Origin of the sequence: Streptomyces sp. NPDC017979 (assembly GCF_044328175.1) — a bacterium.
Classification (GTDB): domain Bacteria; phylum Actinomycetota; class Actinomycetes; order Streptomycetales; family Streptomycetaceae; genus Streptomyces.
Genome location: NZ_JBIRGU010000011.1, coordinates 92,069 through 117,211 on the forward strand (window position 1 = coordinate 92,069; position 25,143 = coordinate 117,211).

At 70.9% G+C, this 25,143-nt stretch carries 25 protein-coding genes; 5 read left to right on the top strand and 20 right to left on the bottom strand.

Translation table 11 applies throughout. From position 1 onward, the window contains the following. Positions 1 to 19: 19 nt before the first annotated feature. The 10 genes from tatC to ACH4E8_RS25780 form a co-directional block, all read right to left on the bottom strand. Complete coding sequence (gene tatC / locus ACH4E8_RS25735) at positions 20 to 991, bottom strand: twin-arginine translocase subunit TatC (RefSeq protein ID WP_398452136.1); 972 nt, start codon at positions 989 to 991, stop codon at positions 20 to 22. A 62-nt stretch (positions 992 to 1,053) separates the two neighbouring features. Continuing rightward, positions 1,054 to 1,350, bottom strand: a complete 297-nt coding sequence (tatA, locus tag ACH4E8_RS25740) for a Sec-independent protein translocase subunit TatA (protein WP_398452139.1) — start codon at positions 1,348 to 1,350, stop codon at positions 1,054 to 1,056. Between the two features lie 206 nt (positions 1,351 to 1,556). Further along, complete coding sequence (locus tag ACH4E8_RS25745) at positions 1,557 to 1,754, bottom strand: hypothetical protein (RefSeq protein WP_398452142.1); 198 nt, start codon at positions 1,752 to 1,754, stop codon at positions 1,557 to 1,559. Positions 1,755 to 1,770: 16 nt separating this feature from the next. Then, positions 1,771 to 2,040 carry a hypothetical protein gene (locus tag ACH4E8_RS25750; protein ID WP_398452145.1) on the bottom strand — a complete coding sequence of 90 codons (270 nt, stop codon included), beginning with the start codon at positions 2,038 to 2,040 and terminating at the stop codon, positions 1,771 to 1,773. Between the two features lie 271 nt (positions 2,041 to 2,311). Continuing rightward, complete coding sequence (locus ACH4E8_RS25755; protein ID WP_398452148.1) at positions 2,312 to 3,268, bottom strand: helix-turn-helix transcriptional regulator; 957 nt, start codon at positions 3,266 to 3,268, stop codon at positions 2,312 to 2,314. Positions 3,269 to 3,286: 18 nt separating this feature from the next. After that, complete coding sequence (locus ACH4E8_RS25760; RefSeq protein ID WP_398452150.1) at positions 3,287 to 4,267, bottom strand: helix-turn-helix transcriptional regulator; 981 nt, start codon at positions 4,265 to 4,267, stop codon at positions 3,287 to 3,289. A 165-nt stretch (positions 4,268 to 4,432) separates the two neighbouring features. Next, complete coding sequence (locus ACH4E8_RS25765) at positions 4,433 to 4,804, bottom strand: FKBP-type peptidyl-prolyl cis-trans isomerase (RefSeq protein WP_398452153.1); 372 nt, start codon at positions 4,802 to 4,804, stop codon at positions 4,433 to 4,435. 44 nt (positions 4,805 to 4,848) lie between these two features. Further along, the gene (locus ACH4E8_RS25770; RefSeq protein ID WP_398452156.1) at positions 4,849 to 5,796 is read right to left on the bottom strand and encodes an FKBP-type peptidyl-prolyl cis-trans isomerase; all 948 of its coding nucleotides are present in this window, start codon (positions 5,794 to 5,796) and stop codon (positions 4,849 to 4,851) included. A 168-nt stretch (positions 5,797 to 5,964) separates the two neighbouring features. Further along, entirely contained in the window at positions 5,965 to 7,326 is a 1,362-nt protein-coding gene (gene pafA / locus ACH4E8_RS25775; RefSeq protein ID WP_398452159.1) for a Pup--protein ligase, read from the bottom strand. 9 nt (positions 7,327 to 7,335) lie between these two features. Next, a complete protein-coding gene (locus ACH4E8_RS25780) occupies positions 7,336 to 8,661 on the bottom strand; it encodes an MFS transporter (RefSeq protein ID WP_398452162.1) in 1,326 nt (441 codons plus the stop codon). A 149-nt stretch (positions 8,662 to 8,810) separates the two neighbouring features. Between ACH4E8_RS25780 and ACH4E8_RS25785 the strand changes: the two genes are divergently transcribed. Then, on the top strand, positions 8,811 to 9,872 hold the full coding sequence (locus ACH4E8_RS25785) for a LacI family DNA-binding transcriptional regulator (RefSeq protein ID WP_398452165.1): 1,062 nt from the start codon (positions 8,811 to 8,813) through the stop codon (positions 9,870 to 9,872). Between the two features lie 77 nt (positions 9,873 to 9,949). Beyond that, the gene (locus ACH4E8_RS25790; RefSeq protein ID WP_398452168.1) at positions 9,950 to 11,029 is read left to right on the top strand and encodes a hypothetical protein; all 1,080 of its coding nucleotides are present in this window, start codon (positions 9,950 to 9,952) and stop codon (positions 11,027 to 11,029) included. 103 nt (positions 11,030 to 11,132) lie between these two features. On the opposite strand, the gene prcA is transcribed toward ACH4E8_RS25790, so the two are convergent. From prcA to arc, 5 genes are all read right to left on the bottom strand, one after another. Beyond that, positions 11,133 to 11,903, bottom strand: coding sequence for a proteasome subunit alpha (prcA, locus tag ACH4E8_RS25795; protein ID WP_398452171.1), 771 nt, complete (start codon positions 11,901 to 11,903; stop codon positions 11,133 to 11,135). 46 nt (positions 11,904 to 11,949) lie between these two features. Beyond that, positions 11,950 to 12,795, bottom strand: coding sequence for a proteasome subunit beta (prcB, locus tag ACH4E8_RS25800; protein WP_398452174.1), 846 nt, complete (start codon positions 12,793 to 12,795; stop codon positions 11,950 to 11,952). A gap of 185 nt (positions 12,796 to 12,980) precedes the next feature. Continuing rightward, positions 12,981 to 13,199: a ubiquitin-like protein Pup gene (locus tag ACH4E8_RS25805; protein ID WP_011027899.1), complete on the bottom strand. Its 219-nt coding sequence runs from the start codon at positions 13,197 to 13,199 to the stop codon at positions 12,981 to 12,983. Between the two features lie 181 nt (positions 13,200 to 13,380). Then, a complete protein-coding gene (gene dop, locus ACH4E8_RS25810) occupies positions 13,381 to 14,892 on the bottom strand; it encodes a depupylase/deamidase Dop (RefSeq protein ID WP_398452179.1) in 1,512 nt (503 codons plus the stop codon). Between the two features lie 244 nt (positions 14,893 to 15,136). After that, positions 15,137 to 16,903 (bottom strand): proteasome ATPase, encoded by a 1,767-nt coding sequence (gene arc / locus ACH4E8_RS25815; protein ID WP_398452182.1) that lies wholly within the window; start codon positions 16,901 to 16,903, stop codon positions 15,137 to 15,139. 264 nt (positions 16,904 to 17,167) lie between these two features. On the opposite strand from arc, the gene ACH4E8_RS25820 reads away from it, so the two are divergent. Continuing rightward, entirely contained in the window at positions 17,168 to 17,479 is a 312-nt protein-coding gene (locus ACH4E8_RS25820) for a ferredoxin (RefSeq protein ID WP_398452185.1), read from the top strand. Between the two features lie 46 nt (positions 17,480 to 17,525). Here ACH4E8_RS25820 and ACH4E8_RS25825 read toward each other — a convergent pair whose 3' ends face one another. From ACH4E8_RS25825 to ACH4E8_RS25835, 3 genes are all read right to left on the bottom strand, one after another. Beyond that, a complete protein-coding gene (locus tag ACH4E8_RS25825) occupies positions 17,526 to 18,089 on the bottom strand; it encodes a hypothetical protein (protein WP_398452188.1) in 564 nt (187 codons plus the stop codon). A gap of 291 nt (positions 18,090 to 18,380) precedes the next feature. After that, a complete protein-coding gene (locus ACH4E8_RS25830; RefSeq protein ID WP_398452191.1) occupies positions 18,381 to 19,289 on the bottom strand; it encodes a tRNA (adenine-N1)-methyltransferase in 909 nt (302 codons plus the stop codon). An 83-nt stretch (positions 19,290 to 19,372) separates the two neighbouring features. Further along, positions 19,373 to 20,614 (bottom strand): site-2 protease family protein, encoded by a 1,242-nt coding sequence (locus ACH4E8_RS25835; protein ID WP_398452193.1) that lies wholly within the window; start codon positions 20,612 to 20,614, stop codon positions 19,373 to 19,375. Between the two features lie 116 nt (positions 20,615 to 20,730). On the opposite strand from ACH4E8_RS25835, the gene ACH4E8_RS25840 reads away from it, so the two are divergent. Both ACH4E8_RS25840 and ACH4E8_RS25845 read left to right on the top strand, forming a co-directional pair. Further along, a complete protein-coding gene (locus ACH4E8_RS25840; RefSeq protein ID WP_398452196.1) occupies positions 20,731 to 21,627 on the top strand; it encodes a RecB family exonuclease in 897 nt (298 codons plus the stop codon). A gap of 9 nt (positions 21,628 to 21,636) precedes the next feature. Further along, a complete protein-coding gene (locus ACH4E8_RS25845; protein WP_016639462.1) occupies positions 21,637 to 22,308 on the top strand; it encodes a response regulator transcription factor in 672 nt (223 codons plus the stop codon). A 108-nt stretch (positions 22,309 to 22,416) separates the two neighbouring features. On the opposite strand, the gene ACH4E8_RS25850 is transcribed toward ACH4E8_RS25845, so the two are convergent. Next, a complete protein-coding gene (locus tag ACH4E8_RS25850; RefSeq protein ID WP_398452199.1) occupies positions 22,417 to 24,009 on the bottom strand; it encodes an ABC transporter substrate-binding protein in 1,593 nt (530 codons plus the stop codon). Positions 24,010 to 24,385: 376 nt separating this feature from the next. Continuing rightward, positions 24,386 to 25,084 carry an HAD family hydrolase gene (locus ACH4E8_RS25855; RefSeq protein ID WP_398452202.1) on the bottom strand — a complete coding sequence of 233 codons (699 nt, stop codon included), beginning with the start codon at positions 25,082 to 25,084 and terminating at the stop codon, positions 24,386 to 24,388. Positions 25,085 to 25,143: the final 59 nt, after the last annotated feature.

A 25,143-nucleotide genomic window follows, 5' to 3' on the forward strand; every position in this document is an offset into this window, starting at 1 on the left:
GGGCCGACGGCAACGTGCCTCAGGTGATGTCGTCGTAGCCGTTGAGCCGGTGGGCGCGGCCGCCGTCGCCTTCGCGGCCGCCCTGCTCCGGCAGCCGCCCCGGAGCGCCGACGGCTTCGACCTCGCCGATGTCGTCGAGGGTGAGGTCCAGGTCGGAGGCTTCGTCGTCGCCCGGTCCGCGCAGCTCCCGCAGCCGCCGCCGTCGGTCGTTCAGCAGCGAGAAGCCGGTGGCGAGGAAGTACAGCAGGACGATGGGGCCGGCGAGGATCATCATCGTCAGCGGCTCGGTGCTCGGGGTGGCCACCGCCGAGAAGATCGTGATGCCCATGATCATGCCGCGCCACCAGCCGAGCATCCGCTTGCCGGTGATGACGCCGCCGATGTTCAGCATCACCAGCAACAGCGGCAGCTCGAAGGCGAGGCCGAAGACGATGACCATCCGCGTGACCAGGTCGAGCAGGTCGTCCAGCGGCAGGAGGTTGTCCACGCCGAACGGCGTGAACTCGATCAGGACCTTCGCTGTGGTGGGGAGCACCGCGTAGGCGAAGTAGCCGCCGCCCAGGAAGAGCGGGAAGCCGGCGCCGACGAAGGCCATCGCGTACTTCTTCTCGCTGCGGTGCAGCCCGGGGGCGACGAAGGCCCAGAGCTGGTACAGCCAGATCGGCGCGGCGAGGACCACGCCCGCCATCAGGGAGACCTTCAGCGCGAGCGTGAAGGGCGTCAGCAGACCGTTGATCGTGATCTGTGCGCAGGTCGTGCCTTCGGGCTTCTTCTGCAGCTCGGAGAAGGTGTAGTCCTTACACCCCACCGACTCCAACACCGGCTCGGTGAAGAAGTTGATGATGTCGTTGTAGAAGAAGGCCGCGACGACCGTGACGAGCACGATCGCCAGGATGCCCTTGGCGAGCCGGTTCCTCAGCTCGCGCAGGTGCTCCACGAGGGGCATCCGCCCCTCGGGGTCCTTCTCCACTTTGCGGGCAGACTTGAGCAACCCACGTCCTCATCTCGTGCGGCAGGCCCGCCCTCCACGACGGGCCTGTGGGTGGCCCTGTCTCAGCGCTGCGCGGAGTCCGTCGGCTCGTTCACCGGGCGGGAGCTGGTCACGTCCCCGGGGGCGGCCTGGATGGTCTTGGCTGGCGGCTGCTCCTGGGCGGGGCCGGGCTGCGGGGGCGCGGCCGGGGTCGCGGGGTCCTTGCCGTCGGACTTCATCGCCTTGGCCTCGCTCTTGAGGATGCGGGCCGACTTGCCCAGGGAACGGGCCATGTCCGGGAGCTTCTTCGCACCGAACAGGAGGATGATCACGACGAGGACCAGGATGATCTCGGCAGGTCCGATCCGTCCACCGAACATAAGCTTGTACCTTCTCACCGAGGCGGCTGGGGTGTAGCTGGCGCGGTACCCGGACAGGCGTCCGAGCACCGTGTTGTGAGCGATCGTAACCCGGGGGAGTAAACACAGGGCAATGCCCGTGCATCCGCCACATTGCCGGCGGGCGCCTGCGACCTGGGTCGTTAACGCATTTCCAGCGGTGGTCGAGGGGTGGTGGAACCGCCCCTTCAGCGGCCCGAACCGGCGCCTTGGGCGAGGTGGGCCGCGGACCGCTCCAGGTCCTCGGCGGCGCGCCCGATCCGGTCGGTGGTGCGGGCCACCTCCCGCCCCAGCCGTTGGGCCTCGACGAAGACCCGGATGCCGAGGACGCCGAGGACGGCGATCCCGGCGAAGCCGAGGGCGATGGCGAGCATGGGCCAGAACATGGGCGGGACCTCGGGCCTAGTTGGTGGCGGCGGCGGGCTGGAGGCGGAGGGTGCGCACGCCGCCGCGGGTGAGGAGTTCGACGATCCGCTCGCCGGCCGGCTTGCGGACGGCCGTGCCGCACTCGGGGCAGGTGAAGGAGTAGAAGGTGGTGCGCCGGCTGCCGCCGATGGCCAGCCGCAGCGCCTCTCCGGACAGCTCGAAGCGGGCGCGGCAGTCGGGGCAGGCGGCTTTGAAGAGGACGGGACCGGCGGGGCTCGCCGAAGCGGAAGCCGTGATATCCGACATCAGGGACATGGGGCGCGAATCTCCCTCTACTTCGGGCTTCTCCGATGGGCCGGGCTCCCCCGGGCGCCGGCCCGAACACGCCGCCGGGCGCTCTCCCGAGCGGCGCCTCCCCTCGGCCCCGGCCGTGTCCACCGCTGCCGACCGATCATCCCGTACCGCCGCGTCCGCCATGCCGTCCTGCCGAAAATCGACGGTGACGACTTCGGCGGCGCCGAGCGGTTCCCCCGCGCCGGAAGGGGCGGAGGGCGAGGTTCCGGTCATTCGGCGCCGCTCACTTCCCGTCGGCGTACGCGGCGAGGGCGTCAGCGGCCGCCCGCCGGGCGCTCGCCGCCAGCTCGGCCGGCTCGGTGATCCGCCCGTCCCGCCCCAGCCGCAGCGCCAGCCGCCGCAGCGAGGCCGGGGACGGGGTGCGCAGCGTGATCCGCAGACCGCCGTCGGGCAGTTCCTCCGCGCTGTCGTGCGGGTAGTACTCAGCCACCCAACGCCCGCCGGGCCCCACTTCGACGACGACCTCGGGGTCGTCGGCGGACGGCTGGACGAGCCCCTCGGACAGATCGCGCAGCTCGATCTCGGGCGGTGCGGCCGGGTCGTCCAACAGTCGGATCTCGGCCACCCGGTCGAGCCGGAAGGTGCGGCGCGCCTCGGAGAGCCGGCACCACCCCTCCAGATACGTGTGTCCGACGGCGAACAGCCGGATCGGGTCCACCTCGCGCTCGGTCAGCTCGTCGCGCGCCGGGGAGTAGTAGCGCAGCCACAGCCGGCGCTTCTCGGTGAGCGCCCGGTCGACGGCCGCGAAGACCCCGCCCTCGGACTCGAAGGTCACCGAGAGCCGGGCGGACGCGCCGGCCGCCTCCCCCGCCGCGGTCTCCAGCTTCGCGGTGGCGCGCAACAGCGCCTCCCGATCGCGCTCACGCAGCCCGGGCAGCATGGCCACCGCCCGCGCGGCCACCAGCAGCGCGGTCGCCTCGTCGGCGGCCAGCCGCAGCGGCTCCGCGACGTCGTCGGGATTGTGCCACCAGATGCGGTCGCCGTCGGTGTCGATGTCCAGCAGGTCGCCGCCGCGGAAGCTGGTGCCGCACATCGGCAACAGGTCCAGGTCGGAGATCAGTTCGTCCTCGGAGATGCCGAAGGCGCGGGCCACGTCGCCGACGCGGGCGCCGGGACGTTCCCGAAGATAGGTGACCAGGGAGAGCATCCGCCTGGTCTGGTCGATGGCGTTGGCGGCCATGGTCTGTGCCTCCCCTTCTCAGCCCTCGGCCACGGCGCGCAGCCGGTCCATCACGTCGGCCCGCAGGTCGGCGGGGTCCAGCACGACCACGTCGGGCCCGAACTCCACGAGCCAGGCGTCGAGCCCGTGTCCGTACGGGATCTCCAACTCGTCCCAGCCCGGCCCGGCGCCGTGCACCGCGAGGGCGCGGGCGCGCAGCGGGTACCCGCAGTCGGTGCGCAGCCGGATGCGCGCGGTGCGGGTCGCGGTCTCCCCGGCCCAGCTCTCCACGGTCTCGCGGACGGTGGAGACGTCGGGCACGGGGGCGGTGAACCGCCCGGCGCGGGAGCGGACCCGGCCGGTGATGCGCGAGAGCCGGAACACCCGCTCGGCGCCCCGGTCCCGGTCCCAGCCCGCCAGGTACCAGTGGCCGCGCCAGCACTCCAGCGTCCACGGTTCGACCTGGCGCTGTTCGGGGCGGGCGGCACTGGCCTTGCGGTAGTCGAAGACCACGGGCCGTCGGTCGCGGCAGGCCAGCATCAGGGGCTCGAAGGCGGCCTCGTGGACCGGGATCCGCGGCTCCAGCGCGCTGGCCTGGTTCTCGTACGCGTCCTCCGCCTCGGGCATGCCGGCGGCCCGCAGCTTCTGCAGGGCGCCGCTGGCGGCGCCGGCGAGCCGGGCCTGCTGCCACACCCTGGCGGCGAGCCCGAGGGCCGCGGCCTCTTCGGGGTCGAAGGTGATGGGGGGCAGCCGGTTGCTGTCGCGGCGCGCCAGGTAGCCGACCTCGCCGTCCAGGTTCTCCACGGTCTCGATGACCAGGCCGAGTTCGCGCAGGTCGTCCTTGTCGCGCTCGAACATCCGGTTGAAGGACTCGTCGGAGCCGGCGGAGGGGCCGGTGGGCCGGAACGCCTCGACGTACGCCTCGATGGATTCGCGCAGCTCACGCTTGCTCAGCGGGCGCCGGGTACCGAGCAGGCACAGCGCCAGGTTCATCAGCCGCTCGGCCTTGGCAATCGCCATCGACGCCCCGCACCCTCTTCTGACTTTCCGACTTGGTGATCGAACCGCGTTCTGCCCGATGACCGTACCGTCCCGGGGCGTCGGGACAAAAGCCGAGGGCCCACGCTCCGCGGGGAGCGTGGGCCCTGCCCCGGCCGGGGACGGCCGGGTGGTGACCGATCGGGGTCACACGCCGAGCAGGTCCACGACGAAGATCAGGGTCTCGCCGGGCTTGATGCGGCCGCCGGCCCCGCGGTCGCCGTAGGCGAGGTGGGCCGGGATGGTCAGCTGACGACGGCCGCCGACCTTCATGCCCTGCACGCCCTGGTCCCAGCCGGCGATGACCTGGCCGGCGCCGAGCTGGAACTTGAACGCCTGGTTCCGGTTCCAGGAGGCGTCGAACTCTTCGCCGGTGGAGAAGGCCACGCCCACGTAGTGGACGGAGACGAAGTCGCCCGCCTTGGCCTCGGCGCCGTCGCCCTGCCAGATCTCCTTGATCTCCAGGTCCTTGGGGGCTTCGCCGCCGGGGAAGTCGATCTCGGGCTTCTCGATGCTCACTGTCTACTTGCTCCTCAAATGATGAACGGGCAACCGGGACAGTCTTACATCTTCGCCATGATGTCCAGCGCGAAGACCAGCGTGGAGTTCTTCGGGATGCCCTGCTGCTCCTGCTCGCCGAAGCCCTGGTCCGGCGGGATGACCAGCAGGACGCGGCTGCCGATCTTCTTGCCGATCAGCCCGTCCTTGAGGCCCTTGACGCCGATCTGGCTGAGCGTGAAGGTCTCGCTGCCGCCCGTGCTGTAGGTGCTGCCGAACTTCTTGGCACCGTCCCACAGGTAGGCGTCGTACCGCACGACGACGCTGTCCTTGTCGGTGACGACTGGGCCGCTGCCCTCCAGGACGTAGTTCGACACGAGCTTCGTCGGCGCGTCCGACTTCGGCACGGTCACCGAGGGGGCCTTGCCGTCGGTGTTCACGCCGACCTTCGGCAGGGCGGCGTCCTCCTGCGGGACCGGGCTGCCCTTGATGGACGCCGGGACGTTGGCGCCCTTGACGATGTCCATCACGAACACCAGCGTGGCGTTGCCCTTGATGGTGTCCTGGCCCTGCTCGCCGTACGCCTGGGCCGGCGGGATGGAGACCTCCAGGCGGCTGCCGACCTTCTGGCCCTCCAGGGCCTTCTGCCAGCCCTCGATGACGCCCTGGCCGCCGATGGAGACGGGGAAGGGCTGGCCGCGGTCGAAGCTGTTGTCGAACGGCTTGTCCTCGTCCCACTCCTGGCCGAGGTAGTTCACCTGGGCCTGGTCGCCCTTCTTCAGGGCGGCGCCCGTGCCCGGGGTGATCACCTCGACCTTGAGCTCCTTCGGCGGGTCGCCCTTGCCCTTGGCCAGGGTGGGCTTCTCGCCGAACTTGGCGCCCTCGGTGATCGCGGGCAGCCCGCCCTTGGAGGAGATGGAATCGGAACCCTTGTCGTCGCTGCCGCAGGCCGCTGTCGCCAGCAGCAGCGCGGATACGACGGCGAGGGAGCGGAGGCCGGCTTGTCGACGCACGTGTTCCTCAGATCTCAGACGTCACGGAAAACAGTCCTCGACACTCTAGGACGTGCCGAGGGCCCCGCACGCAGAACGTACGGGGCCCGGGTGGCGTTCCACCGTTTGGTGTGACGTGGGCAGCCGCCGGTACGACCGGACGAGCCGATCCCGGATGCGCGAGCGGCGTCACATGCCGGCGATCAGCTTCTCCACCCGGTCGTCCACCGCGCGGAAGGGGTCCTTGCACAGCACGGTGCGCTGCGCCTGGTCGTTGAGCTTGAGGTGCACCCAGTCGACCGTGAAGTCCCGGCGCTGCTCCTGCGCGCGCCGGATGAAGTCGCCGCGCAGCCGTGCCCGGGTGGTCTGCGGGGGCACGGACTTGCCCTCGAAGATCTTCAGGTCGTTGCAGATGCGGGTGGCCTGGCCCTTGCGCTCCAGCAGGTAGTAGAGCCCGCGGCGGCGGTGGATGTCGTGGTAGGCGAGGTCTATCTGGGCGACCCGGGGGTGCGACATGGTCATGTTGTGCTTGGCCCGGTAGCGCTCGATGAGCTGGTGCTTCATGACCCAGTCGATCTCGGTGGAGATCCGGTCCAGCTCCTGGGTCTCGATCGCCTCCAGGGTGCGGCCCCACAGCTCCAGCACCTGTTCCACGGTGCCGGTGCGGATGCCGCGCCGGTCGACGAAGTCGACCGCCTTCTCGTAGTACTCCCGCTGGACCTCCAGGGCGGAGGCTTCGCGTCCGCTGGCCAGGCGCACCTTGCGCTGGCCGGTGGTGTCGTGGCTGACCTCGCGGATGGCCCGGATCGGGTTCTCCAGGGTGAGGTCGCGCATCACGGTGCCCGCCTCGATCATGCGCAGGACGAGGTCGGTCGCGCCGACCTTCAGCAGCATGGTCGTCTCGGACATGTTCGAGTCGCCGACGATGACGTGGAGCCTGCGGTAGCGCTCGGCGTCCGCGTGCGGCTCGTCCCGGGTGTTGATGATCGGACGCGAGCGGGTGGTCGCCGAGCTGACGCCCTCCCAGATGTGCTCCGCGCGCTGGCTGACGCAGTAGACCGCGCCGCGCGGGGTCTGGAGCACCTTTCCCGCGCCGCACAGCAACTGCCGGGTGACGAGGAACGGGATGAGGATGTCCGCGAGGCGGGAGAACTCCCCGTGCCGGGCGACGAGATAGTTCTCGTGGCAGCCGTAGGAGTTTCCGGCCGAATCCGTGTTGTTCTTGAAGAGATAGACGTCGCCTGCGATTCCCTCCTCGTGCAGACGGCGTTCGGCGTCGACCAGCAGTCCTTCGAGAATGCGCTCGCCGGCCTTGTCGTGCGTGACCAGTTCGGTCACGTTGTCGCATTCCGGCGTTGCGTATTCCGGATGCGAGCCCACGTCGAGGTACAGACGGGCGCCGTTCCGCAGGAACACATTGCTGCTGCGGCCCCATGACACGACACGGCGGAAGAGGTAGCGCGCCACTTCGTCAGGCGACAGTCGGCGCTGTCCCCTGAACGTGCACGTGACGCCGTACTCGTTCTCCAGCCCGAAAATGCGGCGGTCCATGTCTGAACATTACGCCTCACGCCCGGAGCTGAAACCGGGTTCGGTCGCACCGTTGCGATCAATTTCGACACGTTCGACGGCGGGGGCCGATTCCCGGGCCGCGTCCGCGCCGCGCCGGGGCCGTGCGAGGGCCCGGCGCCCCGCCGTCAGCACCATCAGGGCGGCGACCCCCGCGGCGCCCGGCACGAGGAACCCCCAGGAGGTCCCGACGTCTTCGACGACCGGTCCCGTCACTGCGGTGCCGGCGGCCGCACCGACGCCGAAGGTGGTCACCAGCCAGGAGAACGCCTCGGTGACCGTGCCCCGGGGCGCGTGGCGGTCGATGACGATGAACGAGCAGGCGAGCGCGGGCGCCAGGAACAACCCGGAGACGCCGGCCAGCACCAGCATCGGGGCCACGCCCGGGGTGAGCGCGAGCGGCAGGTAGCCGAGGGCCAGCGCCGCGACGATCGCCCGCAACCGGGGCTCGGGGGCACCGGCCCACTGCCGGGCGCCGTACGCCGCGCCGCCGACCAGGGCGCCGAAGCTGAGCGCGGCCAGCAGCCAGCCGTAGATCGCGTCCCGGCCGTGGTCGTCCGCGTACGCCACCCCGGCGACGGTGATCGAGCCGAGCGCGAGCCCGACGAAGAGGAACGCCACGAAGACGACCCGGAGCGCGGGCGAGCGCAGCGCGCCGAGCCAGTGGGCCTCCCGGGGCGCGGATCGCCAGGTGCGGGACGGCTCGGACGCCACGACGGCGAGGGTGCCGAGGACGCCCAGCACGTTGATCACCAGCAGCGCGGCGGACTCGGACCCGACGGCGACGAGCACCGTGATCAGCAGCGGGCCCACGGTGAACAGGACTTCCTGGGCTATCGCGTCCATGGCGTACGCCCGGTGCACCAGCGCCTCGCGCCCCAGCACGCTCGACCACAGGGCGCGCAGGCCGCCCTCCAGCGGCGGGGTGAAGAGGCCGGCGACCACGACGGCCGCGTACGCGAGGGGCAGCGTCCCGATCCCGGCGAAGGCCAGCAGCACCATCCCGAGGCCGGACACCACGGCCGCGGGCAGTTGGACGCGCGGCTGCCCCTTGAGGTCCACGGCCCGGCCCAGCAGCGGCTGACCGACGGCGGTCGCGAGGCCGTACGCGGCGGCGAGCCCGCCGGCGAGGCTGTAGCTGCCGCCCTCGGCCCGGGTGAACAGCACGATGGCCACGGGCCCGGTGACGTGCGGCAGCCGCCCCACCAGCGTGCCGGTGAGCAGGCGCGCCGCGTACGGCGCCCTGAGCACGTCGGCGTAGCCGACGGCCTGCGCGCCCCCGCCGCCGGCTCCGTCGCCGATGCCTCCTGTGGCCATGTCCCGCCCCTTCCGCTCGACAACACCCGAGGTTGTACGTATAACGTCCGGCGTCATACGTACCATGTCGACACCCACCGGTCCACCGCGCCGCCCTCCGATGGGTCCCGACCCGTGCGGGCGGCCGACGGGCGACGAGGACGGCAGCGATGGCACAGGGCCACTCCCCGACCGACACGAGCGGGGCGCGCCGCTTCGACGGGGACGGGCCCCGGCCCACGAGCCGGGACGTGGCCCGGGTCGCCGGCGTCTCCCAGGCCACGGTCTCCCTCGTCTTCGGCGACAAGTGGCGCGGCCGAGTCTCGGAGAAGACCGAGCGAGCGGTGCGCAGCGCGGCGCAGGAGCTCGGCTACCGCCCCAACCTCGCGGCCCGCAGCCTGCGGCTGGGCCGCACCAGGACCGCCCTGCTGGTGGTGCCGGCGCTCACCAACGAGTTCTTCGCCCACGTCTACACGGGCGCGGCGGCGGTCGCCGCCGACCACGGCTTCGGCGTGGTCGTCTACCCCTCCCCCGACGTCGGGACCCCGGCGAAGGACCCCTTCGCATCGGCCAGCGCCGCCCTCGACGGGATCATCGCCTCCTCCATGGCGACCCGGGCCCTCTCCCGGCTCCGGGGCGCCGAACTGCCGCTGGTGATGATCGACAGCGACCCCGCCGACCGGGGGGCGGCAGCGCACGTGAACCTGGACATCGCCGACGGCGTGCGCCAGGTCGCCGACCACCTGCTCGCCCTCGGCCACCGCCGGTTCCTGCACCTGGCGTCCGCGGTGGACGCCTGGACCTTCGACGTCCGCGCCCGGTCCCTGCGCGAGGCCGTCGGCGCCGTGCCCGGCACGGAACTGCGGACCGTGCGCAGCCCGCTGGACGTCCACCGGGCGCACGAAGCCGTCGCCGCCGCGCTCGCCGGGCCGGACCCCGTGCCCACCGCGATCGTGTGCGACGGGGACGTGCTGGCCGCCGGTGCCTGCAAGGCGGTGCGCCGCCGCGGACTGCGCATCCCCGAGCACGTCTCCGTCACCGGCTTCGACGACCTGGCGCTCGCCAGCGCCCTGGAACCGGAGTTGACGACGGTCAACCTGCCAGCCGAACGCCTCGGCGAGCGGGCCATGTCGGCGCTCCTCGCGGTCCTCGACGGCCGCGCTCCCACCGACGGCGACCTGCCCGTCCAGTTGGTCGCCCGCGCCTCCACCGCTCCCCCGCACGGCCCGTGAGGACGTTTCCTACGAGGGCGTTGCGGACCCCTTGCAACCCTTGAGGGGGCGTCCGGAGCCGTGTCACGATCACGATCATGACGAGTCCGGCGGAGACACCGATCGACGCCGTCCTGGTCGGGGCGGTGGACGCGGCGCCGGGTTCGGCGGCCGTGGCCGCCGGAGCGCGGCTGGCCGTCCGGCACGCGGGCCGGCTGGAGGTGTACGACACCGACGCCTTCCTGCGCGGCGGATCCGCCCCGCGCTGCGCCGTCGAGGTGCCCCCGGGCGCGGACGGCACGCCCCTGGCCGACGGCGCCGTCCTCGCCGGCCCCACGTGCGTACGGGCGGTCGACTCCACCGGGAACGTCCGCTGGGAGGTGCCGCACCCGACGTGGCACGGCGGCCCGCCGCATCCGCAAGCGCCCGACGCCCCGGCCGTCAGCCCGGACGGCACCCTGGTCAGCGCGGTCGTACCGGCGCTGGCGGAGCCCGCGAGCAACGGCACCCGGCCGCCTCATTCCCCCGGCGGCCCCGGCTACGGGCGGGACGTGCTGCTGCTCCTGGACGCCGCGACGGGTCGCATCCGGTCCGCCCGCCCCGTCAACAGCCGCGCCTCGGTCGTCACCCAGCGCTGGCACCCCGACGGCTCGCTCCTCGCGCTGTCCTGCTGGACCGCCTGGTACGGCTGGTCGACCTGGTGGATCGAGCCCCGGCACGACGGGTTGCACATCCGCGGCGGCACCCGCATGCGGGAGGTGATCGGCTTCCTACCGGGCTCCGCGCGCGCCCTGACGCTACGCCGCGCCGAACTCCTCGCCCCGGAGGACGACCGCGACGAACTCGCCGCGCACGACATCACCGGGGACGAGCCCGTCGCCGTCTACGACCTGGCGGCGCTCGCCGGTCGCCGTGCGGGCCCCGTCGACCTCCGGGAGGGCAGCGACGAGGTGTTCGAAGACGCCCATCTGCTGGCCGGCCGGCACGTCCTGGTGGCCGCTCGTCCTCGCAGTGGGGGCGGAGCGGGGGCGCACCGCCACTGGCTGTGCGACGCCGCCACGCTGCACCCCCTGGGCCGGTTGCGCTATCCGGTGCCGGTGGGACGGGTGACACCGCTCGGCGACGGCTCCTGGCTCACCGTCGGCACCCACGGCTTCCACCACTGGTCGCTGCCCTGACCGCCCGGCCCGGGACGTGCGCGAGGGGCGCCCCGGGCCGGATGTCCGTCCGACCCGCAGCGCCCCTCACCCGTACTGCGACGCAGGCTCCCTGCCGGGCCCGCTACTTCTCGTCGGCGTCCTCGGCCGCGTCGTCGGCGGCGTCGTCCGCCTCGGCACTCGGCGCACCGTCCGACTCCTGCTCCAGCAGCCGGGCGAGCTGACTGCCCACGATGCGCTTGAACTTCCTCTTCTGGGGCCTCGTGCGGTCCAGGACCGCCACCTCCAGCCGCTCCGCCGGAATCTCGCGCTCGTTGCCGTTGGTCTGGTTCGACAGCGCCTGCACCGCCAGCTTCAGCGCCTCCGCCAACGTCATCCCGTCGCGGTGGCGCTGGTCCAGGAAGGTGCTGATCTGCTCGGCGTTGCCGCCGACCGCGACCGAGCCGTGCTCGTCCACGATCGACCCGTCGTGCGGCAACCGGTAGATCTGGTCGCCCTCCGCGGTCGCCCCGACCTCGGCGACGACCAGTTCGACCTCGTAGGGCTTCTCGGCCTGGCTGGAGAAGATCGTGCCGAGCGTCTGGGCGTAGACGTTCGCCAGGCCCCGCGCGGTCACGTCGTCCCGGTCGTAGGTGTAGCCCCGCAGGTCGGCGTAGCGCACGCCGCCGATGCGGAGGTTCTCGTACTCGTTGTACTTGCCGGCCGCGGCGAACCCGATGCGGTCGTAGATCTCGCTGAACTTGTGCAGGGCACGGGACGGGTTCTCGCCGACGAACACGATGCCGTCGGCGTACTGCAGCACAACGAGGCTGCGTCCACGGGCGATGCCCTTCCGGGCGTACTCGGCCCGGTCCTGCATGGCCTGGGCGGGCGAGACATAGAACGGCGTCGTCACCGGCTATCCGTCCCTTTCTGTCTTTGGACTGTCAGTGGCGAAGGCGTCACAGGAGCGCGGCGCGCGGGCCGTCGGGCTGGTCGAGTCGGCGCTCCACCACGGCCCGGGCGACCTCGGAGGACTCCTCCTCGGTGAGCCGGCGCACGCCTTCGTCGGTGATGACCGTGACGAGCGGGTAGATCCGGCGCGCCACGTCGGGTCCGCCGGTCGCCGAGTCGTCGTCGGCGGCGTCGTACAGCGCCTGGATGACCAGGGTGACGACCTGTTCCTCGGTCAGGTCGTCCCGGTAGAGCTTCTTCAGGGAGCCGCGGGCGAAGACCGAGCCGGACCCGGTCGCGGCGAACCCCTGCTCCTCGGAGCGGCCGCCGGTGACGTCGTACGAGAAGATCCGGCCCTTCCCGCGGTCGACGTCGTACCCGGCGAAGAGCGGTACGACGGCCAGGCCCTGCATCGCCATGCCGAGGTTGCCCCGGATCATGGTCGAGAGCCGATTCGCCTTGCCCTCCAAGGAGAGCTGGGCGCCCTCCACCTTCTCGAAGTGCTCCAGCTCCAACTGGAAGAGCTTCACCATCTCCACCGCGAGGCCCGCGGTGCCCGCGATGCCCACGGCCGAGTACTCGTCGGCGGGGAACACCTTCTCGATGTCGCGCTGGGCGATCATGTTGCCCATCGTGGCCCGCCGGTCACCGGCGAGCACCACGCCGCCGGGGAAGGTGACCGCGACGATGGTCGTGCCGTGCGGAGCCTCGAAGGAGCCTTGGACCGCGGGCACGGCACGCTTGCCGGGCAGCAGCTCCGGGGCGTGCTCGCCGAGGAAGTCCAGGAACGAGGACGAGCCGGGCGTCAGGAAGGCTGCCGGCAGACGCCCGGTGTTACGAGGATTGGCTTCCACGCGTTTCCTTCCGGGTAGGCGGCGGCCCGACACCGAAGCGCGGGCCGATCTTACGAACTGTGCACGGACCTTACCCGCGCCGTGACCGGTCATCCGCCCCGGTGCCCCGCGGTGGGCGGCGGCACCGGGACGAACGGCCGATGGAGTCCCCCGGGGGCCGCGGGCCCCCGCGGGGTCAGGAGGAGTTACTCTCCGCCCTTCTGTACGAAGGAGCGCACGAAGTCCTCCGCGTTCTCCTCCAGGACGTCGTCGATTTCGTCCAGCACGGAGTCAACGTCGTCGGACAGCTTCTCCTGGCGCTCCTTGAGGTCCTCGGATGCCTGCGCGTCCTGCGCCTGCTCCTCGACCTCCTCGGTGGAACGCGTGGCCTTCTGCTGTCCGCCGCCGGTGTCCTTGGTCGCCATGTCCCTCACCCCGCTCGGTTAGCCCTGACGTGAGTCGTCCGGTCAATGTCGTCCGGTCAAGATCAGACGCTACCCAGACATTACAAGGAGCGTCCGACAACGGCCCTGCACTTGTCCCAACGCCCGGGGTCACCGTGGTGATCCCGAAGGCTTTCGGAGATGATTCCCGAGCGGAGGTCTTTTAGCCGCCGGAGAGCACCCGGACCAGGTCCTCCGCGGTGCGGCAGCGGTCCAGCAGCTCCTTGACGTGGTTGCGCGTGCCGCGCAGCGGCTCCAGGGTCGGCACCCGCTGGAGGGAGTCCCGACCGGGGAGGTCGAAGATCACCGAGTCCCAGGAGGCGGCGGCCACGTCGTCCGCGTACTGCTCCAGGCACCGCCCGCGGAAGTAGGCCCGGGTGTCCTCCGGCGGCTTCGTCTCGGCGCGCACGACGTCGTCCTCGTCCAGCAGCCGCTGCATCTTGCCGCGGGCCGCCAGACGGTTGTACAGCCCCTTGTCGGGCCGCACGTCGGCGTACTGGAGGTCCACCAGGTGCAGCCGGGCGGCGTCCCAGTCCAGCCCGTCCCGCCGGCGGTAGCCCTCCATCAGCTCCTTCTTCGCCACCCAGTCCAGCTCGCCGGACAGGCTCATCGGATCGTTCTCCAGGCGGTTGAGGGTGTCCTCCCAACGCGCCAGGACGTCCTTGGTCTGTTCGTCCGCGTCCACCCCGAAGCGCTCCTCCACGTACTTGCGCGCCAGCTCGTAGTACTCCATCTGGAGCTGGACGGCGGTGAGCGTGCGACCGCTGCGGAGCGTGATCAGCCGCTTGAGGTCCGGGTCGTGCGAGACCTGGTGGAGGGTGCGCACGGGCTGCTCGACGGCGAGGTCGACCGCGATGAAGCCGTCCTCGATCATGGAGAGCACCAGGGCCGTGGTGCCCAGCTTCAGATAGGTCGAGATCTCGGAGAGATTGGCGTCCCCGATGATCACGTGGAGCCTGCGGTACTTCTCCGCGTCCGAGTGCGGCTCGTCGCGGGTGTTGATGATCGGGCGCTTGAGGGTGGTCTCCAGACCCACCTCCACCTCGAAGTAGTCGGCCCGCTGGCTGATCTGGAACCCGTGCTCGTGGCCGTCCTGGCCGATTCCGACCCGGCCCGCACCGGTGACGACCTGGCGGCAGACGAAGAACGGCGTCAGGTGCCGCACGATGTCCGAGAACGGGGTCTCCCGCTTCATCAGGTAGTTCTCGTGGGTGCCGTAGGAGGCGCCCTTGTTGTCGGTGTTGTTCTTGTACAGGTGGATGGGCTGCGCGCCGGGGAGCTGGGCGGCCCGCTCGGCGGCCTGGGCCATGATCCGCTCGCCGGCCTTGTCCCACAGCACGGCGTCCCTCGGGTTGGTCACCTCGGGCGAGCTGTACTCGGGGTGCGCGTGGTCGACGTAGAGCCGGGCACCGTTGGTGAGGATCACGTTCGCCAGGCCGATGTCCTCGTCGGTGAGCTGGCTGGAGTCGGCGGCCTCACGGGCGAGGTCGAAGCCGCGGGCGTCCCGCAGCGGATTCTCCTCCTCGAAGTCCCAGCGGGCGCGGCGCGCCCGGTGCATCGCCGCCGCGTACGCGTTGACGATCTGGGACGAGGTGAGCATGGCATTGGCGTTCGGGTGTCCCGGAACGGAGATCCCGTACTCCGTCTCGATGCCCATTACTCGCCGTACGGTCATGCGGCCCTCCTTGCCCGGCGGCGCTCCCGTTCGGGAACGGCGCTCAAGTACCGCTGGTGCTCCGGTGCGCACGCGGTGCCCGACCCCGCACTGCGCGACTCGGCGGTACCGCAGAGCCTAGAACGCCTCTGCGCTGGTGGGGAGATCGATTTCGTCATTGCTGGTTATGGGCTGGTTATGGCCCGCTGGGGAAAGAAACCGGCTGCGGATGCCCGGCCGGGGCATCCGCAGCCGGTGTGCCCGTTTAGAGGTACTGACCGGTGTTCGCCACCGTGTCGATGGAGCGTCCGGTGTCGGCGCCCTGCTTTCCGGTGACAAGGGTACGGATGAACACGATCCGCTCGCCCTTCTTTCCGGAGATCCGGGCCCAGTCGTCCGGGTTGGTGGTGTTCGGCAGGTCCTCGTTCTCCTTGAACTCGTCCACACACGCCTGGAGGAGGTGGGCGACCCGCAGACCCTTTTGGTTGTGGTCGAGGAATGCCTTGATGGCCATCTTCTTCGCCCGGTCGACGATGTTCTGGATCATCGCGCCGGAATTGAAGTCCTTGAAGTACAGGACTTCCTTGTCGCCGTTGGCGTACGTGACCTCCAGGAAGCGGTTCTCCTCGGATTCCGCGTACATCTGCTCGACGACGGACTGGATCATCGCCTGGGCCGCGGCCTCCTTGGAGCCCCGGTGCTCCGAGACGTCGTCGGCGTGCAGCGGGAGCGTCGCGGTGAGGTACTTCGCGAAGATGTCCTTCGCCGCCTCGGCGTCCGGGCGCTCGATCTTGATCTTCACGTCGAGCCGGCCGGGGCGCAGGATCGCCGGGTCGATCATGTCCTCGCGGTTGGAGGCGCCGATCACGATCACGTTCTCCAGGCCCTCGACGCCGTCGATCTCGGCGAGGAGCTGCGGGACGATGGTGTTCTCCACGTCCGAGCTGACGCCGGAGCCGCGGGTGCGGAACAGGGACTCCATCTCGTCGAAGAAGACGATGACGGGCGTGCCCTCCGACGCCTTCTCCCGGGCCCGCTGGAAGACCAGTCGGATGTGCCGCTCGGTTTCGCCGACGTACTTGTTGAGCAGCTCGGGGCCCTTGATGTTGAGGAAGTAGCTCTTCCCCGCGGGCTGCCCGGTGACCTCGGCGACCTTCTTGGCAAGGGAGTTGGCGACGGCCTTGGCGATCAGCGTCTTGCCGCAGCCGGGCGGGCCGTACAGCAGGATGCCCTTGGGCGGCCGGAGTTCGTGCTCCTTAAAGAGGTCGGGGTGGAGGTAGGGGAGCTCGACGGCGTCGCGGATCATTTCGATCTGGCCGCCGAGGCCGCCGATCCGTTCGTAGTCGACGTCCGGGACCTCTTCGAGGACGAGTTCCTCGACCTCGCTCTTGGGGACGACCTCGTAGACGTACCCCGAGCGCGGCTCCAGCAGCAAGGCGTCGCCGGGGCGGATGGTGGCGTCCAGCAGCGGCTCGGCGAGCCGCACCACCCGCTCCTCGTCGGTGTGCCCGACCACCAGGGCCCGCTCGCCGTCCTCCAGGACCTCCTTGAGGGTGACGATGTCCCCGGCGCGCTCGAAGGCCATGGCCTCGACCACGTTGAGCGCTTCGTTGAGCATGACCTCCTGGCCGCGCCGCAGCTCTTCGAGGTCGATGCTGGGGCTGACGTTCACCCGGAGCTTGCGGCCCCCGGTGAAGATGTCGCAGGTCCCGTCCTCGTTCGCGGTCAGGAAGACCCCGAAGCCGGCCGGTGGCTGCGCGAGCCGGTCGACCTCCTCCTTGAGGGCCACGATCTGGTCCCGGGCCTCACGGAGCGTGTTGGCGAGCCGCTCGTTCTGAGCGGACACGCCGGCCAGGTTGGTCTGCAGCTCGACGATCCGCTCTTCGAGAATCCTCGTGTGTCGCGGAGAGTCGGCGAGCTTGCGGCGCAGGACGGCGATCTCCTGCTCGAGATAGGCGACCTGGCCGGCTGGGTCCTCAGACCCCCGCCCGGGCCGGATGCCGCGGTTGATGTCGTCGTCGTGGGCTGCCACGGTCCTCACCTCCTCCAAGGGGAGCTGGACGCTTCCTGACCCTACCTGGGCGGGTGGTGATTGAAACCCCTAGATCACAAAGACGGTCGGGGCGTGTCCGATCTTCACCCTTGCGCTCTCCCTCACGCCAGGGGGATACCCACCCAGCACCATCCGAAAGCGGTCGGTTGTTATCGTCGAGGTGTTCAACACCCGTCAGGGCTGGCGCGAATTGCTTCGCGGTGCGCACCGGACGCTTCACCCGACGCAGGAACGGCAGGAGACATGACCGTGCAGCACGAGGCCCCGTCCCCGGACGCCACCGAGGCGCTGGAGGTCTGGATCGACCAGGACCTGTGCACGGGCGACGGGATCTGCGCCCAGTACGCGCCCGACGTGTTCGAGCTGGACATCGACGGTCTCGCGTACGTGAAGAGCGCCGACGACGAACTGCTCCAGGAACCGGGTGCCACGACCCGGGTGCCGCTGCCGTTGCTGCGCGACGTGGTGGACTCCGTCAAGGAGTGCCCGGGCGACTGCATCCACGTCCGACGGGCCGCGGACGGCGTCGAAGTCTACGGCCCCGACGCGGAGTAACGATTCGGTCACTCTCCGCGTGCAGTTCGGTCGGTGGACGCGCGTCTCACATCGCGGCGGTGTCCGACTGCCCCTGCACGGTGCGCACGAACGCCCCGCCCCGCCACTTCCAGGACACCTGCTCCTGCTCGTCGGGGCAGCAGGTCGGCACGTCCGGTGACGAGTAGCCGAGCAGGGTGGCGCGCACCGCGCCGTCGCGCACGGCGAGATCGCTGACGCTGAGCCCGTCCGCGGGCGTCAGCAGCGTCGCGACGACCCTGGGCTGGCCGTCCTTCGCCCGGTTCAGCACGTAGATGCCGGCGGGCGGGCTGCCCGAGCCCGCGTTGCAGCGGGCCGTGACCACGCTCTCCTGCCCGCCGTCGCCGTCCAGGTCGCCGATCGCCTTCCCGGTCACGACGCCGACGGTGCCGGGGCACTCCAGCGGCAGCCGCACGTCCGCGGGGTCGGGCGCGGCCGTGGTCGCCTTGCGCTCCGGCTGGTTGGCGGTGGCGCCGTCGGGTTGGAACAGTCCCGCGAGGGCCACGACGCCGGCCATCGCGGCGGCGGTGGCGAGCCAGTGGACCGGTCGGGTCCGGGTGTGCGCGAGGTCCGGGACTGCGGAGGGCTGCACGCGGGAAGTCTCCTGTGACGACGGTGGAACGAAGAACAGGGATCGTGGCGGACGAGCTGCGGGAGGCCGGCGAGGGAGCTGGAGGGCGTCCGGGCGGCGGTGTGCGAAGAGGTTTGCATCGTGCCACACGTCACAAGGGCTCGGAACAGCGGGGGCGAAGGCGAGTTCGCGGGCGGCCGCTGCCAATGCGACGGCGCCGCGGGCGAGTTCCCGGTTCCGGTGGAGAACTCGCGCGCGGCGCCGTTCGGTTGTCGGTGGCCCGGTGTCGACACCGGGTCGGACGGGGCTTCGTCAGCCCTTGCCCTGGGCGTCCTTGTCGCCGCCCCAGCCGACGTAGTCCTCGCCGTAGGCACCCTTGGCCGGGCGGCGGCGGCGCATCGGCGGCTCCACCCCGTCCGCGAGGCGGCGGGCGGTGACCAGGAAGCCGGTGTGGCCGATCATCCGGTGGTCGGGGCGGACGGCCAGGCCCTCGACGTGCCAGTTGCGGATCATCGACTCCCACGGCTGCGGCTCGGCGAAGCAGCCGATCTCGCGGATGGCCTCGACGGTGCGGGCGAGCTGCGTGGTCGTCGCCACGTAGCAGCACAGGATGCCGCCGGGGACCAGCGCCTTGGAGGCGACGTCCAGGCACTCCCAGGGCGCCAGCATGTCCAGGATGACCCGGTCCACGTCCGTGTCCGAGAGGTTGTCCTGGAGGTCGCCGACGGTGAGCTCCCAGGCGGGGTGCGGCCCGCCGAAGTAGCGCTCCACGTTCTGCTGGGCGATCTCCGCGAAGTCCTGGCGGCGCTCGTAGGAGTGCAGCATGCCGTGGTCGCCGATGGCGCGCAGCAGGAAGGCGCTGAGGGAGCCGGAGCCCACCCCCGCCTCGACGACGCGCGCGCCGGCGAAGATGTCGGCGAAGGCCAGGATCTGACCCGCGTCCTTGGGGTAGACCACGGCGGCGCCGCGGGGCATGGACAGGACGTAGTCGGGGAGCAGGGGGCGCAGCGCGAGGTACGCGACGTTCCCCGTGGTGCGGACAACACTGCCCTCGGGAGCGCCGATCAGCTCGTCGTGCGGGAAGGACCCCTTGTGGGTGTGGAAGTTCTTCCCGGCTTCGAGCGTGAAGGTGTAGTGGCGACCCTTGGGGTCGGTGAGCTGGACCTGGTCCCCGACCTTGAAGGGCCCGCGTCGGCGGGCGGCACCGGTCGGTTCGGACATGTGACCAGCCTACCGGCCCGCGCGCCCCGTCGATGACCACCCGCGGCCGGCCGGGAGCCGGCCGGGTACGGTCGCGGCGACGGTCAGCGCGCCATTGCGGCGACGAAGGCGCGTTCGACGTCGGCCGTGGACAGGACGCCGTAGATCTCGCCGGTGTCCTCGACGACCAGGTACTCCGTCGCCGGGTTCGCCCGCAGCCGGTCGAGCAGGGGTTCGCCGGCGAGGTCGGCGGACACCCGCATGCCGTCCGTGAGGTCCTGGGCGAGGCCGCTGACGGCGACCCAGGGGCGGCGGTGCTCCGGGACCCCGACGATCGCGGTCTCGCGCACGAGGGCCGTGGGGTGGCCCTGGCCGTCGACGATGACCAGGGCGCGGGCGCCCGCTTCGTTGGCCCGGCGCAGCGCCTCGGAGAGCGGGGTGTGGGACTCCACGGGCACCGCGCGGCGGGTGAGGGTGCGGGCGGCGAGTTCGGGGAGGTGCTCGCGCAGCCGGGCCATGCGCAGGCTGTTGCCGGCGCCGGTCCAGATGATGGCGGCGAGGATCGCGGCGAGCAGGGCGTCCGTGACGGTCTCGGTGCCGCCGATCTTCTGGCTGGGGTTGCCGAGGGCGCCGGTGTGGGTGAGCAGCGGGAGGCCGATGAGGACGGCGACGGCGAGCGCCCGGCCGACCCAGGCCGCGGCGACGGTGCCGCTCATCGGCTTGCCGGTGATCTTCCACACGACGGCGCGCAGCATGCGGCCGCCGTCCAGCGGGAGGCCGGGCAGCAGGTTGAAGATCGCCACGATGAGGTTGGAGATCATCAGTCCGGCGAGCAGCACGCCGGGGACGGTGCCGGGCTCCACGGCCTGCATGCCCAGGTAGAAGACGCCGGCCAGCACCAGGGAGAGCAGCGGTCCGACGAAGGCGAGGACGAACTCGCGGCCGGGGGTCTCGGACTCCTTCTCGATCTCCGACACCCCGCCGAAGAACTGGAGCTGGATGCGGCGCACCGGCAGCTTGTAGCGGAGGGCGACGACGGTGTGGGCCAGTTCGTGGACGAGCACGGAGGCGTAGAAGGCGACCGCGAAGAAGAGGGAGACGAGGTAGCTCAGCCCGCCCAGCTCGGGGAGCACTCGGTTGAGCTGGCCGCCGAAGACCCAGGTGATCAGTGCGGCGACGAGGAACCAGCTCGGTGCGACGTACACGGGCACGCCGAAGGGGCGGCCCATGAGGATGCCGCCTCCGGGGCCGTCGGGGCGCCGCCGCTTCTTGCCGTCGTCCGGGGGCGCGCCGCCCGCGGACGATGACGCGCGTGAGCGCTCGCTGCTGGAGTGGTCCTCGTTCACGGGGTCCCTTCGTCGCGAGGTCGCCGGGGGTCCGGTCCTTCGATCATGCAGTGCTGTCTCCCCTGACGTCGATGGTATTGCGCTCGCTGTCAGTGGCGGGCCGTAGGGTCTGCGTCATGAGGACGAGCGAACAGGTCCCCGGGGCACGGGGGGCGGGTGCTGTGCCGATGTCGTTGTCGCCGTCACGGGCGAGCGATTTCATGCAGTGCCCTCTGTTGTACCGGTTCCGGGTGATCGACAGGCTGCCGGAGAAGCCGAGCGAGGCCGCCACCCGGGGCACGCTGGTGCACGCGGTGCTTGAGCGCCTGTTCGACGCCCCGGCGGCGGAGCGCACGCCGCCGCGGGCGAAGTCGCTGGTGCCGGGCCAGTGGGACCGGCTGTTGGAGGGCCGTCCGGAGCTCGGCGGGCTGTTCGCCGAGGACGAGGGGGGCGTGCGGCTGGCCCGCTGGCTGGGCGAGGCGGAGGCGCTGGTGGAGCGCTGGTTCTCGTTGGAGGACCCGACGCGCCTTGAGCCGGCCGAGCGGGAGATGTTCGTGGAGGCGGAGCTTGATTCGGGGCTGCGGCTGCGCGGGGTGATCGACCGGGTGGACGTGGCGCCGACCGGCGAGGTCCGGATCGTCGACTACAAGACCGGCAAGGCCCCCCGCCCCGAGTACAGCGAGGGCGCGCTGTTCCAGATGAAGTTCTACGCGCTGGTGATCTGGCGGCTGAAGAAGGTGGTGCCGCGCCGGCTCCAGTTGGTGTACCTGGGCAGCGGTGACGTGGTGACGTACGACCCGGTGCCGAGCGATCTGGAGCGGGTGGAGCGCAAGCTGCTGGCCCTGTGGGAGGCGATCCGGCTGGCGACGGAGTCGGGCGACTGGCGCCCGCGGCCCACGAAGCTGTGCGGCTGGTGCGACCACCAGGCGCTCTGCCCCGAATTCGGCGGGACTCCCCCGGTCTATCCGCTGAGCGTTTCCCCGGCCGCGTCGGCCGAGGGCGGTCAGGGCAGAATGGGTTCCGACCCGATGTGAGGAGTTCCTGTGGCTATCCGCGTCCTGCTGGTCGACGACCAGCCGTTGCTGCGCACCGGCTTCCGGATGATTCTGGAGGCGGAGCAGGACATCGCGGTCGTCGGCGAAGCCGGCGACGGCCTCCAGGCGCTCGACCAGGTGCGGGCGCTCCAGCCCGACGTGGTGCTGATGGACATCCGCATGCCGCGGATGGACGGGGTGGAGGCGACCCGGCAGATCACCGGCCCCGGCCGGGACGGCCCGGCGAAGGTGTTGGTGCTGACGACGTTCGATCTCGACGAGTACGTGGTGGAGGCGTTGCGCGCCGGGGCGAGCGGCTTCCTGCTCAAGGACGCCCCGGCCAATGAGTTGGTGCAGGCGATCAGGGTGGTCGCGGCGGGCGAGGCGATGTTGGCCCCCAGCATCACCCGGCGCCTCCTCGACAAGTACGCGGGCCATCTGCCCTCCGGTGACGAGCCGGTGCCGGACACGCTGCACACGCTGACCGAGCGCGAGGTCGAGGTGTTGAAGCTGGTGGCGCGCGGTCTGTCCAATGCGGAGATCGCCGCGGACCTGTTCGTCAGCGAGACGACCGTGAAGACGCACGTGGGCCACGTGCTGACGAAGCTGGGGCTGCGCGACCGGGTGCAGGCCGCGGTGTACGCGTACGAGAGCGGTCTGGTCCGCCCCGGCGCGCAGTAGCGGCCGGCCCGGAGGTACGGACGGAAGGAGCGGCGGCGGGCCCGGGCCCGCCGCCGCTCCTTCGTGTGTGCTTGCCGCGCCCCTCCGCGGGAGCCGCCGCAGGGGTAACTAGCTGTTGCGGAGCACCCAGAGCTGGAGGTCGGAGCTGGCGTTCAGCAGCGTGTCGCCGCCCAGGATGCCGGAGCGCACGGCGATGTGCTGCTTGCCCTGCCACAGCGGCAGCACCGGCACGTCGGTGGCGACGATGTCCTGCATCTGGGTGAACTCCTTGGACGCGGCCCCCCGGTCGGCCTGGCGGCGGGACTGCGGGATCAGGGCCCGTGCCTCGGCGCTGACGTAGGGCGAGTTGAGGAAGTTGCCCTTCTCCAGGAACGGGGCGATGTAGTTGTCCGGGTCCGGGAAGTCGGGGAACCAGCCCATGCCGTACACGGGGTAGTCACCGCGCTTCTGGGCGGTGCGGAAGGAGGACCACTCGGCGCCCTCGATGGTGACGGAGAAGAGCTTGGAGGCGTTCAGCTGGTCCCGCAGGGCCTCGAACTCCCGGGCGGTGCCGGCGCCGTAGCGGTCGGTGGTGTAGTGCAGCTTCAGTTCCACCGGGGCCTTGATGTTGGCCTTCTTCAGGATGTTCGCGGCCTTCGCGACGCTGGGCTCGCCGTACTGGTTGTAGAAGGAGTTCTTGTGGGCGCCGATGTTCGCCGGGATGAGCGAGTACAGCGGCTCCGCGGTGGTTCCGTAGACCTTTCCGGCGAGTTGGCCGCGGTCGACGACGGCGGCCATGGCCTGCCGCACCGCCTTGTCCTTCACCGAGGGGTGGTTGGTGTTGAAGGCGAGGTAGCGGATCGAGAGCCCCGGCATCTCGATGAGCTCGATGCCCTTCTTGGGCTTCTCCTCCAGCTCCTTGATCTGACTCGGGGACATTTCCCGGGTCATCACGTCGATGTCGCCCTTCTCCAGGGCCTCGCCCATGGCGGTGGCGTCCTTGAAGATCCGCAACTCGACCTTCTTGTTCCGCACCTTGACGTCACCGGTGTACGACTCGTTCCGGGTGAAGACCACCTTGGTGACCTCGTCGCCGGAGACTTCGGGCTTCATGGTGTACGGGCCCGAGCCGTCCACCTGGAAGCCCGCGCGCAGCTTCTTCCCGTCGTACTGCTTCTTGTTGACGATGCCGGCGGCGGGCGTGGAGAGCTTGTACGGGAAGGTGGCGTCCGGGGACGCGAGGTGGAAGACCACCTCGTCGTCGCCCTTGGTCTCGATGGTGTCGACGGTCGACAGCAAGGTGGCCGTGCCGTTGTCCGCGTTGATGTTCTGCACCCGCTCCAGGGAGTACTTCACGTCCTCCGCGGTGATCGGGGTGCCGTCGGCGAAGGCGAGTCCGCTGCGCAGCTTGCAGCGGTAGCTCTCGCTTGACCTGTCCGTGAAGCCGCAGGACTGGGCCGCCTCGGGGACCGGCTGACCGCCGCCGCGGGGCGCGTGCATCAGGGTCTGGACGGTCTGGCGGAGCACGTTCCAGGCGCCGGTGTCGTACGCGTACGCCGGGTCGAGCGGCGCCGGACTGCCCTTGCCGGCGGTGAGTTGGTCCGTGGTGCCGACGACGATGGTGCCGCCGCCGCTGGCGTCGCCCCCCGAATCGCCGCAGGCGACGAGCGCGGGCGCGAGCAGCCCGACCACGGCCGGCAGCGCCAAAGTCTTACGGTTCATCCTGGACGTTCTCCTCATCCGGCACTGGGTACTGCGGGTCCGAAGACCCGCGAAGACAGTAGTCGGATGCGTCAGGTGCGTTTGACCGGCCCGAAGTTGGGGCGATTTCGCTCAGTGATCGTCCATGCCTCTGCGGCGACGAAGACCCTGCGGAATGTTTCGTAAGGGCGAAATGCTCCGCGCCGGCACCCTCACCCAGGACACGCTGCGTGACGAACGTCACGCCGAAAAATTAATGCGGAGACTCCAGGGAAAATGGATCCGGATTCAACCAACGCGGAATAACGAAAAGACCGTTCCGAAATCAGAACGACCTAATTCTTTCTTGCATTCATGATGCAAGGACAGTAGCGCGGGTCTGGCCGGCGGTGGGCCGTCAGTGCGTCGAAGCGGCGAACCGGCGCAGGAAGGCCAGGTCGACGTCCTGGAGGGAGTCCACCACCACCCGGCCCTGCGCGGCCGCGATCGGGGCGACGGACGGCACGGCGACCACCGGGCAGCCGGCGGCCTCGGCCGAGGCGACCCCGGTCGCGGTGTCCTCGATGACGGCGCAGCGGGCGGGCTCGAAGCCCAGCCCCCGGGCGGCCAGCAGGTACGGATCGGGGTGCGGCTTGGTGCGCGGGACCTCGTCCCCGGCGACGGAGAGCGCGAAGTCGTGCGGTACGGCGTCCAGCACCCGGTCGATGATGCGGCGGTGCGAGGCGGAGACCAGGGCGGTGGGGACCTCCTGGGCGGCCAGCTCGGCCAGCAGCCGCTGCACCCCCGGCATGAGCGGCACGCCCTCGCTGATGCGCTTCTCGAAGGCGTCGTTCAGCAGCACGGTGAGCTCGGGGAGGGCGATGGCGGCGCCGGTGACCTCGATCAGATAGCCCGCGCTGCGCGTCATCGGGCCGCCCACGACCACCTCGCGCCACGCCTCGTCCAGCTCGTGTCCCAGCTCGGCGAAGACCCGCACCTCGGCGTCCCACCAGAAGCCCTCGGTGTCCACCAGGGTGCCGTCCATGTCCAGCAGAACGGCCTGGAGGGCCGCACCGTCCGCCGTCTGAGTGGGGGACGTGGGGATCGTGCTGGTCATCGGCACACCTCCGGAAGGGACGAGAAGGCCGGCCGCCCCTTCCCCACGGCTTCCCCGCT

Excerpts from the sequence above, each read along its gene's own strand:
- tatA (WP_398452139.1), bottom strand. The coding sequence starts at position 1,350 with ATGTTCGGTGGACGGATCGGACCTGCCGAGATCATCCTGGTCCTCGTC.
- ACH4E8_RS25745 (WP_398452142.1), bottom strand. The coding sequence starts at position 1,754 with ATGTTCTGGCCCATGCTCGCCATCGCCCTCGGCTTCGCCGGGATCGCC.
- ACH4E8_RS25750 (WP_398452145.1), bottom strand. The coding sequence starts at position 2,040 with ATGTCGGATATCACGGCTTCCGCTTCGGCGAGCCCCGCCGGTCCCGTC.
- ACH4E8_RS25755 (WP_398452148.1), bottom strand. The coding sequence starts at position 3,268 with ATGGCCGCCAACGCCATCGACCAGACCAGGCGGATGCTCTCCCTGGTC.
- ACH4E8_RS25760 (WP_398452150.1), bottom strand. The coding sequence starts at position 4,267 with ATGGCGATTGCCAAGGCCGAGCGGCTGATGAACCTGGCGCTGTGCCTG.
- pafA (WP_398452159.1), bottom strand. The coding sequence starts at position 7,326 with ATGGACCGCCGCATTTTCGGGCTGGAGAACGAGTACGGCGTCACGTGC.
- ACH4E8_RS25780 (WP_398452162.1), bottom strand. The coding sequence starts at position 8,661 with ATGGCCACAGGAGGCATCGGCGACGGAGCCGGCGGCGGGGGCGCGCAG.
- ACH4E8_RS25785 (WP_398452165.1), top strand. The coding sequence starts at position 8,811 with ATGGCACAGGGCCACTCCCCGACCGACACGAGCGGGGCGCGCCGCTTC.
- ACH4E8_RS25790 (WP_398452168.1), top strand. The coding sequence starts at position 9,950 with ATGACGAGTCCGGCGGAGACACCGATCGACGCCGTCCTGGTCGGGGCG.
- ACH4E8_RS25805 (WP_011027899.1), bottom strand. The coding sequence starts at position 13,199 with ATGGCGACCAAGGACACCGGCGGCGGACAGCAGAAGGCCACGCGTTCC.
- dop (WP_398452179.1), bottom strand. The coding sequence starts at position 14,892 with ATGACCGTACGGCGAGTAATGGGCATCGAGACGGAGTACGGGATCTCC.
- ACH4E8_RS25820 (WP_398452185.1), top strand. The coding sequence starts at position 17,168 with ATGACCGTGCAGCACGAGGCCCCGTCCCCGGACGCCACCGAGGCGCTG.
- ACH4E8_RS25830 (WP_398452191.1), bottom strand. The coding sequence starts at position 19,289 with ATGTCCGAACCGACCGGTGCCGCCCGCCGACGCGGGCCCTTCAAGGTC.
- ACH4E8_RS25840 (WP_398452196.1), top strand. The coding sequence starts at position 20,731 with ATGAGGACGAGCGAACAGGTCCCCGGGGCACGGGGGGCGGGTGCTGTG.
- ACH4E8_RS25850 (WP_398452199.1), bottom strand. The coding sequence starts at position 24,009 with ATGAACCGTAAGACTTTGGCGCTGCCGGCCGTGGTCGGGCTGCTCGCG.
- ACH4E8_RS25855 (WP_398452202.1), bottom strand. The coding sequence starts at position 25,084 with ATGACCAGCACGATCCCCACGTCCCCCACTCAGACGGCGGACGGTGCG.